Origin of the sequence: Bradyrhizobium sp. HKCCYLRH3061 (assembly GCF_051168015.1) — a bacterium.
Classification (GTDB): domain Bacteria; phylum Pseudomonadota; class Alphaproteobacteria; order Rhizobiales; family Xanthobacteraceae; genus Bradyrhizobium.
Genome location: NZ_JBNPUE010000003.1, coordinates 307,492 through 320,327 on the forward strand (window position 1 = coordinate 307,492; position 12,836 = coordinate 320,327).

General features: G+C 67.6%; 16 protein-coding genes. 11 read left to right on the forward strand and 5 right to left on the reverse strand.

All coding sequences use genetic code 11. From position 1 onward, the window contains the following. Positions 1-10: 10 nt before the first annotated feature. Positions 11-1,051, forward strand: a complete 1,041-nt coding sequence (locus ACQR2C_RS08195; protein WP_315800442.1) for a DUF2778 domain-containing protein — start codon at positions 11-13, stop codon at positions 1,049-1,051. 66 nt (positions 1,052-1,117) lie between these two features. Beyond that, complete coding sequence (locus ACQR2C_RS08200; RefSeq protein ID WP_315800226.1) at positions 1,118-1,375, forward strand: hypothetical protein; 258 nt, start codon at positions 1,118-1,120, stop codon at positions 1,373-1,375. A gap of 677 nt (positions 1,376-2,052) precedes the next feature. Here the strand turns inward: ACQR2C_RS08200 and ACQR2C_RS08205 are convergent. Together ACQR2C_RS08205 and ACQR2C_RS08210 are read right to left on the reverse strand one after the other, a co-directional pair. Next, the gene (locus ACQR2C_RS08205; RefSeq protein ID WP_434848356.1) at positions 2,053-2,709 is read right to left on the reverse strand and encodes a hypothetical protein; all 657 of its coding nucleotides are present in this window, start codon (positions 2,707-2,709) and stop codon (positions 2,053-2,055) included. A gap of 101 nt (positions 2,710-2,810) precedes the next feature. After that, positions 2,811-3,284: a hypothetical protein gene (locus ACQR2C_RS08210; protein ID WP_434848357.1), complete on the reverse strand. Its 474-nt coding sequence runs from the start codon at positions 3,282-3,284 to the stop codon at positions 2,811-2,813. A 363-nt stretch (positions 3,285-3,647) separates the two neighbouring features. On the opposite strand from ACQR2C_RS08210, the gene ACQR2C_RS08215 reads away from it, so the two are divergent. Both ACQR2C_RS08215 and ACQR2C_RS08220 read left to right on the forward strand, forming a co-directional pair. After that, the gene (locus tag ACQR2C_RS08215) at positions 3,648-3,884 is read left to right on the forward strand and encodes a hypothetical protein (protein WP_315712310.1); all 237 of its coding nucleotides are present in this window, start codon (positions 3,648-3,650) and stop codon (positions 3,882-3,884) included. A 129-nt stretch (positions 3,885-4,013) separates the two neighbouring features. Further along, positions 4,014-4,604, forward strand: a complete 591-nt coding sequence (locus tag ACQR2C_RS08220; RefSeq protein ID WP_434848358.1) for an NADPH-dependent FMN reductase — start codon at positions 4,014-4,016, stop codon at positions 4,602-4,604. Positions 4,605-4,671: 67 nt separating this feature from the next. Here ACQR2C_RS08220 and ACQR2C_RS08225 read toward each other — a convergent pair whose 3' ends face one another. Further along, positions 4,672-4,920: a hypothetical protein gene (locus ACQR2C_RS08225; protein WP_315800223.1), complete on the reverse strand. Its 249-nt coding sequence runs from the start codon at positions 4,918-4,920 to the stop codon at positions 4,672-4,674. Between the two features lie 376 nt (positions 4,921-5,296). Here ACQR2C_RS08225 and ACQR2C_RS08230 point away from each other — a divergent pair, with 376 nt between their 5' ends. The 4 genes from ACQR2C_RS08230 (at position 5,297) to ACQR2C_RS08245 (ending at position 9,865) form a co-directional block, all read left to right on the forward strand. Beyond that, the gene (locus tag ACQR2C_RS08230) at positions 5,297-6,184 is read left to right on the forward strand and encodes a LysR substrate-binding domain-containing protein (protein WP_434848359.1); all 888 of its coding nucleotides are present in this window, start codon (positions 5,297-5,299) and stop codon (positions 6,182-6,184) included. 117 nt (positions 6,185-6,301) lie between these two features. After that, entirely contained in the window at positions 6,302-7,603 is a 1,302-nt protein-coding gene (gene gabT, locus ACQR2C_RS08235) for a 4-aminobutyrate--2-oxoglutarate transaminase (RefSeq protein ID WP_434848360.1), read from the forward strand. Between the two features lie 40 nt (positions 7,604-7,643). Then, complete coding sequence (locus ACQR2C_RS08240) at positions 7,644-8,942, forward strand: ArgE/DapE family deacylase (protein ID WP_434880882.1); 1,299 nt, start codon at positions 7,644-7,646, stop codon at positions 8,940-8,942. Beyond that, positions 8,939-9,865: a 2-hydroxyacid dehydrogenase gene (locus ACQR2C_RS08245; RefSeq protein WP_434880960.1), complete on the forward strand. Its 927-nt coding sequence runs from the start codon at positions 8,939-8,941 to the stop codon at positions 9,863-9,865. Before ACQR2C_RS08240 ends, ACQR2C_RS08245 begins: the two co-directional genes overlap by 4 nt. Positions 9,866-9,873: 8 nt before the next feature. Here ACQR2C_RS08245 and ACQR2C_RS08250 read toward each other — a convergent pair whose 3' ends face one another. Next, a complete protein-coding gene (locus ACQR2C_RS08250; protein ID WP_316215674.1) occupies positions 9,874-10,257 on the reverse strand; it encodes a hypothetical protein in 384 nt (127 codons plus the stop codon). Positions 10,258-10,397: 140 nt separating this feature from the next. Further along, positions 10,398-10,631 carry a DUF6894 family protein gene (locus ACQR2C_RS08255; protein ID WP_434880883.1) on the reverse strand — a complete coding sequence of 78 codons (234 nt, stop codon included), beginning with the start codon at positions 10,629-10,631 and terminating at the stop codon, positions 10,398-10,400. A gap of 207 nt (positions 10,632-10,838) precedes the next feature. On the opposite strand from ACQR2C_RS08255, the gene ACQR2C_RS08260 reads away from it, so the two are divergent. The 3 genes from ACQR2C_RS08260 to ACQR2C_RS08270 all read left to right on the forward strand — a co-directional run bounded on the left by ACQR2C_RS08260 (position 10,839) and on the right by ACQR2C_RS08270 (position 12,508). Continuing rightward, positions 10,839-11,021: a hypothetical protein gene (locus ACQR2C_RS08260; RefSeq protein WP_315741166.1), complete on the forward strand. Its 183-nt coding sequence runs from the start codon at positions 10,839-10,841 to the stop codon at positions 11,019-11,021. 220 nt (positions 11,022-11,241) lie between these two features. Further along, positions 11,242-12,126, forward strand: coding sequence for a hypothetical protein (locus tag ACQR2C_RS08265; RefSeq protein WP_316215675.1), 885 nt, complete (start codon positions 11,242-11,244; stop codon positions 12,124-12,126). Continuing rightward, on the forward strand, positions 12,116-12,508 hold the full coding sequence (locus ACQR2C_RS08270; RefSeq protein ID WP_434880884.1) for a cytochrome C: 393 nt from the start codon (positions 12,116-12,118) through the stop codon (positions 12,506-12,508). Before ACQR2C_RS08265 ends, ACQR2C_RS08270 begins: the two co-directional genes overlap by 11 nt. Positions 12,509-12,836: the final 328 nt, after the last annotated feature.

The window sequence follows — 12,836 nt, forward strand, 5'->3', positions numbered from 1 at the left end:
CGGGGACGTGATGGCTTCCAGTGAAGCAAGCGTAGACGTTCTGTTGTCGCAAGGCCGCTTCGGGCGCTCCGAAGCGATCGCACTCGTGCTTGCAGCACTTGCGGTCGCAGCGGGCGCGGCCGCATGGGTCGGAGCCAACAGCGATGAGACGCCCCTTGCGAGCGCGGCGATTCCGGCCGCCGCGCCGTCCATGACCTTCGAAACACGTTTCGCGCCGGCCTCCGCCTCGGCCACGGCGTATTCGGAAAAAGACGCGGTTCGCGCGCTCGACCGTTTCGCCCTTCGCGGCGCGATCGACCGCCAACTGCTCGATGCCCGGGCCGCGCTGGTGAAGGGCATGGAAGCGCGCGATTCGGGCGCACGCGACCCCAGCAACAGCGATTGGCGGCCGATGTTGACGGAGGGCAATACCGTCACGATGCCCGCACCGGGCGTGCCGCTGCCGCGACCGCGGCCGTCCGTCGCCAACCTGCCGACCAGTTTGGTTTCGGCCAGTGCGCCTGAAGCCGTCGGACGCGTCGACGATCGCTCCATCCTGCAGAAGCTGTCCGACCTGTTGCCGAGCCCGACCAAGTTCGCCTCGCTTGGCCCGGATAGCGGCATCGTGCGCTCCGGGATCGATCTCGGCGCGCTCGGCTACGACAAGACCGCCGTCTACGACATCAAGGCCAAGATGGTGTATCTGCCGTCGGGGATCGGGCTCGAGGCCCATTCCGGCATGGGCAGCCTGCGCGACGACCCCGAGCACGTCAATCAGCGCATGGTCGGCGCGACCCCGCCCGCCACCTATGACCTGAAGCCGCGCGAAAAGCCGTTTCACGGTGTGCGCGCCCTGCGCATGAACGTGGTGGAGGGATCGACCCTCGGCCGGAGCGGATTGCTGACCCACCCCTATATGCTGGGGCCGGAGGGTGATTCGAACGGCTGCGTCTCGATCAAGAATTACGATCGCTTCCTGAAGGCGTATGATGACGGCGAGTTCAACCGACTCGTTGTCGTCGTCGGGCTCGAGGCTGGCACCCCGACGCGGACCGCGCAAAAGACCGAGTGACGTTTTGTTGCTGGGCCTCGGCGCGACCTCGGCGGTGACGCCCGTCGCATCTTCCGGAAGGTCCCCATGATTGATCCCGCAAACTCGGAAACGCGTCTGCGTACCACCTTCAACATCAAGGTGAACGGCAAGCCGGTCGTGATTTCGACGGTCGGGCAGGCCCATCAGTTCCTCACCAGCCTCAACGCCGTCGAGTGGATGGAGTTCAAGTCGCTGCACGACCAGGCCATGGCCGCGCTGCAGGCCGCGGCCGACAACGCGATCATGACGGTGCAGGCCACCACGGCGGTGCGCACGCTGTTCGTGAGCGCGAAGCTGTTGTGAGAAACCTGGTCCGAGACGGCTGCCGTGTCGGGCCATGCCGCGCGTGTTGCTCGCGTCACTGTCCGCCCCTTCACACTTGGTGTCATCGCCCGGCTTGCCGCCTCCGCTAAAGCTGCGGCGCGCCCTGGCGCTCGTTGCCGCGTCGAAGCCGACAGGCGAAGACGGGACCGGGCGATCCAGCACGCCGAGGCCGTCGTGATTGCGCGAGGGGTCGCGGCGCACCGGATGCCCCGCCGGAGCCTGTCCTCGGGCTCGCCGAGGGCGAGACCCGGGGGCGGGGCATGACAGCGGTGGGAGGAGCACCATCTCGCCTCATCGTCATGCAGGGGCGCGCGCGCAGCGCGAGCCCGGCATCCATAACCACGAGCAGCCGTGTGAGGCATGTTGGCCGCTCCATCTCGCTCAATCATTCCTGCCTGTGAGTATGGATTCCAGGCTCGCGCTGCGCGCGCCCAGGAATGACGGTGAGTTTGTGGAAGCGCTGCTCCGCTCATGACCTCACCTTTTCGCGGACTTCGAGATGTTCACGAATGCGCTCGCGCTCTCGCGACGCTCCGCGCCCGAGGGATCCGTCCGGCTTGCCCTCTCCATAAAAAGAGGGCGCGGGGAATGCCGGGATGCTGGCCGCAACCCATGGCCCGCCTGCAGAAAAAAAGCAGGCGGCAGTCACCACAGGTTCAGCCGGGCAACCGGCATTCCCCGCGCGATGATCTTAACGGCTGCTTCGCGCGCTCCCCGGTGCGCCGGGCGTTCTGGTCACCGTGCACGATGACGCGCTTTGGGCGCGCCACCGCGGGGGCATCAGCGTCGGGATGCCAGGACCACGCGACTTGACCGTACGCGACACCAGCGTTCGTCGGCGCAAAGATGCGCTGCGCTGCCATCGCGTTCACCGCTTCTCCCGCTCCACGTCCGTGACGACCGCGAACCGCCCCTCCTGCGAGCGGGAGATGGCGCGACAAAAGCACTGAATTCGATTTAGGAAAAGCAGAATATTTTCGACGAAGGGACTGGACAGGCCAAATCAGCTTGATGGGCCTGCGGAAAATCGTTTCCGCGCGCACCGCCGTTGTTGCCGATTCAAGCCCCGGAGGTGACGCCACCAGATGGACATGCGCCTTGATTTGCCCGGCGGGCAGGGGTTCGCGTCGTTCCGATGATCGTTGTTCGGCCGAGAGCCGCGGCGTGAACATGTTTGTTAGTTGCCCGGCGCACGCTGATCGCGCGAGGAAGAAAAGGCCGGCCGAAGCACGCTCGATCCGCGCCACACCAAGCGACCGGCGATCGTCTTCGCCTGCATGCGGCGCTGCACGCGTGGGGCTGTCCAGCTTCACTACGCGGGAATGGATCGGGGCCAAAGCCGAGGTCGAGCTGCCGCTGGAGCGGTTCTACCACGGCGACTGAAGCCTGCAGATGCTGCGGCGCGACAGCCGTATCAGTCGGCCATCTCGGCGGCGTCGAGCGCGATCTCCTCGCGCTCGGCCTTCTCGGCCGTCGGAGCGTTGGCGGTCTCGGCCGTTTCGAAATCGTCCTCGGCGATCTCCTGCACCGCAGTATCCTGGGCCTCGGCCGTCTCGACCTCGGCGGTCTCGACCTGCTCGGCGGCGAGCGCGGCCGCCACGACGGCCTCCGGCTCGGCGTCATCATTGGCCGGCGTCGCGAACAGGTTGGGGGCGGGGATGGTGGTGGGCACCACCGGCCGCTGCTTGGCCTTGTACCAGGACGAGAACTTCTGCGAGAGGCCGGCTTCGAACTCGGCGAGCGGCAGGCTTTTGCCGTCCTCGTCGGTGATGACGACCTGCCAGCCTTCAGCCTCCATCACCTGTGCGTTGGCGAGAACGATGAGGGCGCTTTCGCGCTGCTTGCGGATCGTCTGCTGCTCCCGCTCAGCCACCATCGTGTACGCCATGAACCTGACTCCCACACCTGAACTCGGGACACGTGATGGTCCGAAGCACCATCAGGACGCCGCCACTACGCCGTGAGAGTGTGAGCGCGGCTGGGCCGGATTGCGTTCGCCTAATGACAATTTGGCGGCGTCTCACAGGTTCCGGCCGGCCAAGGGGAGTCGAAGATGCAACAGGCCGCAAAATTGTGGTGCAGGACCGAGAGCGCTTGTTGAAGGCGCGCCGCGACGTGTCATCATTTGATTCTGCGGCGGCAACTGCTTCGCGACATCAGCGAAGGCAGCGGGTGAACCGGACAAACAGCGGGCGAATTGGGGACGGCGATGCGAACTCATCTGTTCAGGATGCGGAATTGGAATGTGGCAATGGCAGGGCTTGCGCTGGCAATGGTCGCCAGCCCGCGCGCGGGCCATGCCTTCACGGAGGACGACCAGCGGCGGCTGTGCACGGGCGACGTCTTCCGGCTGTGCTCGTCGGAGATTCCCGATCGCGACCGTATCATTGCCTGCATGATGAAGCAGCGCGCCAGCCTCAGCGACGGTTGCCGCAGCGTGTTCGGCCGGCCATCGGAGCGCTCCGCTTCGGCCACGGTGACGCGCTGAGCGTGCCACGCCTCGTTTCCGCCAGCCACGCGCCGCCGGTCCTTCGATCTGCGGCGTGACCATAACTACCTCGATGACATGACGGCGTGTTAGCTTGGCGCGGATCGTCCGGCCAGGAGTTGACCTGCCATGAGCTTCCGCATCCTCGTCCTCTACGGCTCCTATCGCTCCGACCGGATGGGCATCCGGCTCGCGCAATTCGTCGTGGACGGGTTGCGCGCCAGGGACCAGGACGTCGAGCTGATCGACGCCAAGGCGGTGGGCCTGCCGATGCTCGACCGCATGTACAAGGAATATCCGCCCGGCCAGGCGCCAGCAGCCATGGCCGAGCTTGCGGCCAAGATCCGTGCCGCCGACGGCTTCGTGTTCGTCACTGGCGAATACAACTGGGGCATGCAGCCGGGACTGAAGAACCTCACCGACCACTTTCTCGAGGAATGGTTCTGGCGTCCGGCGGCGATCGCGAGCTATTCCGCCGGCCGCCTCTCCGGGGCACGGGCCGCCACGGCGTGGCACGGCACGTTGTCGGAGATGGGCATGGTGGTGGTGTCGAGCACGCTTGCCGTCGGCCCGATCGGTCAGGTGCTGTCGGCCGACGGCAAGCCGACCGGCGATTCCGGCCAATCGCTCGAGCACGCGTTTCCGCGCTTTGCCGACGATCTCTTGTGGTGGGTCGAGGCGGGCAGGGAGCAGCGGGCGCGCAGGGCGCCACCTTACTGAGTGCGGGCATCAGCGCAGGCCGGAGCGCAAGCGCTCCAGCTCTTGCGCCAAGTCCGCTCCAAGTCCGCTAACGTTGTTCCGCGCTGCCGGTCCCGTTGGTGACCGCGCGCTGACGCGCCGGGGCGCTTGCGCTCTGCCCCTGACAGGGCCGCTCCATCCAGCTCCCGTCCGGGGCCTGCTGGTAGGCGCGGCACGGCAGGGACGACGTGGCCTGATCATCCGGCTTGGATGCCTGGGAGCTTTTCGCCAGTGCGGGGGCGGCCGTCGCGACGAGGGCTGCCAGCGAACCGACGTAGATCATTTGGCTGATCCGCATCTTGGGGGTTCTCCTGCTCGAAGCACCCCCGATTCAAAGTCGAATTGTGGAAACTTTGAGGCAAATCCCGCCTGTCGTCGCAGGACGCTTAAGGATCGCTTGCGACGTCGCCTGCGGCGTTAAGGCAAATGCGCGGTCCGGCGAGCGTGGCTTTCTCAAGGCTGGCGTTGCGCCCATGCTGACGGTAAGAGCGGCATGACGCGCGAAAGCGCCCTCGTGATCCGCGATGCGGGTGCTCCGCCCGGAGCGTCCTGTGCGGTCAACGGACGCCGGCATGGCCGCCGGCGCTCCCGACATCAGCCGCGCGACCGACGGATCGTGGCGGTTCCGCTTCAGGGCGGGGAGGGAGACCGCGCAGGCTGAGAACTGTGCGAGCATGACGAGACCCCGGTTGCCCTCCCTGATCGCGCTGCGTGCCTTCGAGGCCGTCGGCCGCAAGGGCAGCGTGCGCGCCGCCGGCGACGAGCTCGCGGTCAGCCACACCGTGGTCTCGCGCCATCTGCAGAATCTGCAGCGCAGCCTGGGCGTGGCGCTGGTGCGCGCCGAGGGACGGGGCCTCGCGCTGACCGATGCCGGACGTCAGTTCCATGCCGAGGTCAGCCAGGCCTTCGACATCATCGCCCGCGCGACGATGTCGGTGCGGCCCGTGGCGCGTCCGACCCTGAACATCTGGTGCATTCCGGGCCTCGCCAATCGCCGCCTGCTGGCGCGGCTGCCCGAGCTGAGCGGCCCGCCACGCAACTGGGACATCAACCTGCAGCCGACGCTGGCGCACCCCGACCTGCAGCGCGGCGAAGCGGATGCGGAGATCGTCTATGCCGAAGCGATCGACCGGACCGGCGGCGTGGTCGCCGAGGAGCTGGTGTGCCCACGCGTATTCCCGGTCGCAAGCCCGGCCTATCTGGCAAGGTTTCCGGCGATCGCGACACTCCCGGGCCTCGCCAGGGCCTCGCTGATCCACGAGGAGTCCACCGCGCAATGGGAGCAATGGTTCGAGCTGGCGGGGTATCGCGAGCCAGTCACGTTGCGCGGGCAGCGGCTGTGGCACGCGCATCTCGCCATTGAAGCCGCCCGCTTCGGTCAGGGCGTCGCGCTCGCCAACGAGGTGCTGATCGCCGATGATCTGCGCAGCGGTGCGCTGGTCGAGGTGATCCCCTCGACACTCCACATGGGAGCCTATCAGCTCGTCGCGCTCCGGGAGCGCTGGGACGAGCCCGCGATCGTGGCGCTGCGGGCGTGGCTGAAGAATGTGCTCGCCGCGTAGCTGCGCGCTCATGCTGGGTCCGGTGCATTGCAGGCACCTGTCGTCAGGAACAAGCTGATTGATCGCGACGGCTCGCGGCGTAGCCTTCTGCTCGATTTTCCGACGAGGAGTTGAGCCATGGTTGCGAATTTGGCTGCGAATTCGGCTGCGAACGAGGAACTGCTGGCGCGACGTCATGGGGCCGTCGTCCGGGGCGTGAGCTATGCGACGCCGCTGTTTGCCGACCGCGCCCTCAACAGCGAGGTGTGGGACGTCGAGGGCAAGCGCTACGTCGACTTCGCCGGCGGCATCGCGGTGCTCAACACCGGCCACTGTCATCCGCATGTCGTCGCCGCGATCCGGGCGCAGCTCGACCGCTTCACCCACACCTGCTTCCAGGTGCTGCAATACGAGCCGTATGTGCGGCTGAGCGAGCGGCTCAACGCGCTGGCGCCGATCTCGGGGCCGGCCAAGTCGATCCTGCTGACGACCGGCGCGGAGGCGACCGAGAACGCCATCAAGATCGCACGCGCCGCCACCGGCCGCAGCGGCATCATTGCCTTCACCGGCGCCTTCCACGGCCGTACCGCGCTCGCCAATGCGATGACCGGCAAGGTGATGCCGTACAAGAAGCATTTCGGGCCGCCGCTGCCCGGCGTCTGGCACGCGCCGTTTCCGATCGCCGGCAGCAACGTGACGGTCGAGGACACGCTGTCCTACATCAACTTCATCTTCAAGGCCGACATCGACGCCTCGCAGGTCGCGGCCATCATCATCGAGCCCGTGCAGGGCGAGGGCGGTTTCCACCAGGCGCCGCCGGAGCTGATGCGGGGCCTGCGCCGGATCTGCGACAGCCATGGCATCGTGCTGATCGCCGACGAGGTGCAGACCGGCTTCGGCCGCACCGGCAAGATGTTCGCGATGGAGCACTACGACGTGCAGCCGGACCTGATCTGCGTCGCCAAGAGTCTCGCCGGCGGCATGCCGCTGTCCGGCGTGATCGGACGTGCCGCGATCATGGACGCCGCGGAGCCGGGCGGCCTCGGCGGCACCTATGGCGGCAATCCGCTGGCCTGCGCGGCGGCGCTCGCCGTGCTCGACGTGTTCGAGCAGGAGAAGCTGCTCGACCGCGCCAATGCGATCGGCGAGCGGCTGCGCGCGGCGATCGCGCGCTTCTCGCGCGCCAACAACCTGGTTCCGGTTTCCGGGCCGCGCGGTCCTGGCGCAATGGTTGCATTCGATATCCTGAAGCAGCGCGGCAGCGACGAGCCGGATGCGGAAATGACCAAGCGCGTGACGCGCGTGGCGCACGAGAACGGCCTGATCCTGTTGTCGTGCGGCGTCACCGCGAGCACCATTCGCATCCTGGTGCCGCTGACGGCATCGGACGAGATCGTGGACGAAGGGCTCGCGATCCTGGAGAAGTGCCTGGCCGCCTGACGTGCGGCTGAGGTGAACGGGAAGGTTGGAGGTTTGCAACGTGACTGAAGCTGCGGCGGCTGTGCCGAATGACGTGATGGAGCGGCTCGCCGCCGCCGTCGATGCCAACTTCGCCAAGCAGGTCGCCTTCCTGCAGCAGCTCGTGCAGTTCCGCAGCCTGCGCGGCGAGGAAGCGCCGGTGCAGGACTGGCTGGCGCGCGAGTTCGCGACCCGCGGCTATCAGGTCGACCGCTTCAGCCTGGGCGATGTCGACCTGATGCGCCATCCCAAGGCGGCGCCGATGGACGGCATCGCACTCGACGGCTCGCAGCAGGTGGTGGCGACGCTCGACGGAGCGGGCAAGGGCCGCAGCCTGATCCTGCAGGGCCACGTCGACGTCGTGCCGGAAGGGCCGACCGATCTCTGGAACGACCCGCCCTATGAGGCGATCGTGCGCGACGGCTGGATGATCGGGCGCGGCGCCCAGGACATGAAGGCCGGCGTCTCCGCGATGATCTTCGCGCTCGATGCGATCAAGGCGGCCGGCTTCGTGCCGGACGGACGCATTCACCTGGAGACGGTGACCGAGGAGGAGAGCACCGGCAACGGCGCGCTCTCGACTCTTTTGCGCGGCTACACGGCTGATGCTTGCCTGATCCCGGAGCCGACCGGCCACACGCTGACCCGCGCCCAGGTCGGCGCGATCTGGTTTCGCTTGCGCGTGCGCGGCACGCCGGTGCACGTCGCCTACGCCGAGACCGGCACCAATGCGATCCTGTCGGCGATGCACCTGATCCGCGCGTTCCAGGAGCACACCCGGGAGATCAACGCGCGCGCCAAGTCGAACGCGTGGTTCGCCGCGGTCAAGGATCCGATCAAGTTCAACGTCGGCATCATCAAGGGCGGCGACTGGGCCAGCTCGACGCCGGCGTGGTGCGACCTCGATTGCCGGCTCGGCGTGCTGCCCGGCGAGACGCCGGCGCAGGCCATGGCCGGCATCGAGCAATGTCTCGCCATAGCGCAGGCCGCAGACAGCTTCCTGTCGGAGAATCCGGTCGAGCTGGTGTGGAGCGGCTTCCAGGCCGATCCCGCCGTGTGCGAGCCCGGCAGCGCCGCGGAGGCCGCGCTCGCCGACGTGCATGCGCGCGTGTTCGAGCAGCCGCTGGACGTGCGGCTGTCCACGGCGGTCAACGACACCCGCTACTATCAGGTCGACTACGGCATCCCGGCGCTGTGCTACGGGCCCTACGGCATCGGTCCGCACGCGTTCGACGAGCGCGTCGATCTCGACAGCGTGCGCAAGACCACGCTGTCGATCGCGATGTTCGTCGCGCAATGGTGCGGACTGCGGCCGGCATGATCACGGTCACGCTTCTCAGCCGTCCCGGGCTGATGGATCCGATGCGGGCGCTGCTCGCGCGCGAGCTGCCGGGCGTGACCGTCGCGTCATGGCCGGAAGCCGCGGCGCGCGACGCCGAGCTTGCCGTGTGCTGGAAGCCGGAGCCCGGTGCGCTGGCGGCGATGCCGAAGCTGAAGCTGATCCATTCGATCGCGGCCGGCGTCGACAATATCTTGTCCGATTCCACCGTGCCGGATGTGCCGCTGTGCCGGATCGTCGATCCCGACATCTCGGCGGCCATGACCGAGTTCGTGCTGTGGGGGACGCTGTATTTCCACCGCGATTTCGATCGCGCCGTCGGCAACGCGCGGAACGGCGTGTGGCGGCGCTACGAGCAGCGTGCCGCCAGGGACCGTCGGGTCGGCATTCTCGGGCTCGGCGAGCTCGGCTCCGCGGCCGCGACCCGTCTGGTCGAGCTGGGCTTTGCGGTGAGCGCGTGGTCGCGCTCGCCCAAGGCGCTCGCCGGCGTCCGGACCCATTGCGGCGCCGCTGCGCTCGACGACTTCCTGGGCGAGACGGAGATCCTGGTCTCGCTGCTGCCGCTGACGGCCTCGACCGTGGGGCTGCTCGACGCCGAGCGTCTGGGCCGGCTGCCCAAGGGCGCCGCGCTGATCCTGTGCAGCCGCGGCGAGCACCTGGTGACGGAGGATCTGGTCGCGCTGCTGCGCAGCGGCCATCTGCGCGGCGCCGTGCTCGACGTCTTCGCGCATGAGCCGTTGCCCGCGGACCATGCGCTGTGGCGCGAGCCGGGCGTGCTGGTGACGCCGCACATGGCGGCGATCGCATCCTGGGAGGTGATCGCGCAGCAGGTCGCGGAGAATGCCCGGCGGCTGCTGCGCGGCGAGCCGTTGCTGAACGTCGTCGATCGCGCCCGCGGCTACTGATTAGTCAGCTACTCGAGTGTCTGCACCGGGGGCGCCACCGGACCGCGTGGTGCCGGCGGAGCGACAGCGATGGTCCGTGCAGGCGATGGTGCGCTGCGCGGCGCGGCCTGCGGTTGCTGCTGAGACTCGGTCATCGCAGCCTGGCTGTCCCTGACCGGACGCCGGACCTGCTGTGACCGCGCCGCGCGCGAGCGGCGGAAGCCCCAGGAGCGCGCGATCGAGGGACCTGCCGTGTAGCCGACAACGGCGCCGGCAACCGCTCCAACCGGTCCGAACACGACGGCGCCCGACAAGGCGCCCAGCGCGGCATCGCCGCCGCGGTGCTCGTCGGCCATCGCCGCCGATGCCGTCAGTGTCAGCGCCAAGGCCGCGGTCGCCAGCAGTCTGGTCATGAGATGTCCCCTCCGTCGCAACAGCGCCGAAATGGCGGACAAATGTGGCGAGAAGAATGCGGGAGTGGAACCTGTCAGGGAACCGGTAACCCTAATGTGGACACAATGTCTCAGCGCCGCGGCATGGCGCGCAGCGTCGTTCAATGCATCGGGCCGAGCACCGACGTGAACGGCATGGCGATGATTTCCTCGCCGAGATCATCGGAAATGTGCAGCACCCAGTCGCGCCAATCCTCGTCGCTTTCGGAGGAAATCAGCGAATGCATGACGCGCTCGGCGTGATCGCAGGCCTCGGCGAGATCGACGACCGCGGTTCCACGCCGATCGACGAGAAACTCCTCGGGATTGGAGCAGTGGAAGAAGACCTGCGTCATGTCCGTCTCCTCAATCGCCATCCGGCGAATCTCAGCCAGGAGTAACAGTGTGGCGGCGCACGCGAAATCGGATTGATCACGTAAGGTAAATTACGGGGAGAAGTCTAAGCCTGGGGAACCGGGCCCGCAGTGATCCATCTCACGGAACGCATCGGTGTGGAGAAAGTTGACTTGGGTTATTCGATCCGGCGACAGGAGCTCGACATGATGTCTGAAGTCCAGATCCACGCGATCGCCCGGCAGATGCTCGAGATGCACGGCGCCTCGGCCGTCGCGCAGGCTGCGCAGAAGGCGCAGCAATGCGAAGCCAGCGGCGAGGCCGAGGAGGCCCGCGAGTGGCGCCACATCTCGGATGCGATGCGGATGATGCGCGGCCCGCACCAGAGCTGACATCGGATTCCATTTTACCGAATATTGCCGCGCGTTCCGCCGGATCGACCGACTCTGCTCCGCAGCAGCCGGCGGTGGATACGTTCCGTCAAGGGAAACGTGTGCCGCATCTCATCCTGGTTTCCGACCCATTTTCCACGCAAGAATCGGGCAACATGATTCGGCGGTGGATTCGCCGACCAACGTTTGCCGGCGCGCCCGCCGTCCAGGGATTATTGCCATGGTCTTCTTCAAGCGTGAGCTGAGCCCCGTCGAGATCTTCGAGCGTGCGCTGAAGGACAAGCAGGCCGCGCGGCAACGGCTGACGGATCGCCTCCGCGTGGCCGAGGCGGCGCTGGACGAAAAGAAGGTTGCCGCGGAGCGGCTCGCCAAGGCCGGCGCCAGCAACGGGCAGCTCGATCGCGCCGAATCCAAGATGCAGGCCGTCGAGCAGAAGGCCAAGGCGCTGCGCGCAGCAGTCGCCGAATGCGATGAGCAGATCATCCTGGCCGAACGCGCCTTCGCCGACGCGGTGGCGCAGCGCGACCGCGACCGCGCCGCCAACGACATCGAGGCCGTCGCCACCGCGATCGAGCAGGCGGTTCCGCGCTTCGAGATCGGTGCGGCGGCGCTCGTCGATGCGGTCACGCGCGGCCGCGCGGCGTTGAGCGAGGCCAGCCGCTTCGCGTCCGATGTCGACGACATCCGGCGCGAGGTGATGTCCGCCGCGGAGCTGATCTGCTGGGAGCTGCGCGCGGCCGCGAGCCGCACGCGGGCCGGCAACATCAACGTGGCCCTGCTGGCGCCGCCCGAGATGCGGCAACTGCCGGCGCCCGAGACCGACCGCCAGATGATCTATACGCTGAGCCCGCTGACCTGGCGTGAGGGCGAGGAGGTGAAGCGCGTCGCCGCCTTTACCATGACCGCGCTGCCCAAGGCCCTGCTGCCGCTGGCGCTGGCGCATCAGCACGTCGACTATCTCAACGCGCGCCGGGTGCAGACGCTGATGCACGTCCATGGCGGCGGACAGCAGCAGAGCGAGCCGATGCCCGACGATCCGGCGCTGGTCGATCTCGATGCGCTGGGTGCGCAGGCCGAGGAAAGCCCGCAGGCTGATGTCGCCTGAGCGCGTCCCTGCGCGCAGGCGCGCCGGAGCGCAGCTGGGGCTTGTTGGATCGGCCGTGCTGCTGCTGCTGATTGTCATCAGCGGTGCACGGGCGGAAAATCTCGATGCCGGTAAATCCGGCGCGCGGCTGTTCGCGGACAGCTGCGCCACCTGTCATCGCTCGGCACGTGGGCTCGCCAAGGGACGCTTCCGCCTGACGCTCTATTTGTTCCTGCAGAAGCACTACACCAGCAGCGACGACGCCGCGTCGGCCTTGAGCACCTATCTGCAGTCGGTCGATGTGCCGGCAGCCGCGCCGGCCCGTCGTCCTGCTGCGCGGCGACGGGATTATCGCGGTGAGACGCGACCGCCGCGGCCGCCGCTGCCGGTCCGGGGACGCTAGTCCGGCGGGCCGCACGATGATCTCCGCTCGCTTCGTCCTGCGAGGGGAACGGGCCGCGGCAAGTGAACGTGAGCTGCTCAGGTTCAGCCGCTCCGCCCGCAGTTTTCCGGTGTGTGCTCGTCCGGGTGTGGCCGATATCCGCAACCTGGGCTATGCTCGTCGGCCAAGGTGCTCGACGCCCCGGGGGTGCCGATCTCGTGCGTGTCCGTGCGAAGCTGGCCGCCCCGAGCCGTATCGTGACGTCTCAGTCGTTCCACGAGCCGCGTTATCGTGATTGTGTTTTCGGGCGTTATGTCTTTTGACGTTGTGTTAGGGCTGTCTGAGGCAG